This window comes from uncultured Psychroserpens sp. (genome assembly GCF_947501425.1).
Lineage (GTDB): Bacteria > Bacteroidota > Bacteroidia > Flavobacteriales > Flavobacteriaceae > Psychroserpens.
On sequence record NZ_CANMVN010000028.1, the window covers coordinates 1 to 422 of the forward strand.

The following is a 422-nucleotide window of genomic DNA, read 5'->3' on the forward strand; positions in this document are numbered from 1 at the left end:
GGAACACCAATCGATTCTGCCGCAGGCGGAACGACAGCAAGTGTATTTGATGACAATGGAAATGGAACAGATACAGCTGATGGTGTTGCTTCAACCGATGGAAATATCGCAGACAATATCAGTATCACCAATGATGGTGGACTAACAGGTGTAACAATAAATACTGATGGTACAATAGATGTACCAGCAGGAACAACCGCAGGAACCTACACAGTAACGTACCAAATCTGTTTAGATGTAGATAATACCATTTGTGATACAGCCGATGTTACTATCGAAGTTGATCCAAGCATCAATGCAGAGAATGACGATTTCAGCGCATCACCAATTGATGCTGCTGCAGGCGGAACAACCGCAAGTGTTTTTGCAGATAACGGAAATGGTGTAGACGACGCAGATGGCTCACCAGCCTCAGACGCAAA

The 422-nt window shown here is 44.5% G+C and carries 1 pseudogene; it reads left to right on the plus strand.

Annotated features, from left to right (window positions below):
* Nucleotides 1-422: pseudogene (locus tag Q0951_RS17045) on the plus strand (hypothetical protein); the annotation flags it as partial.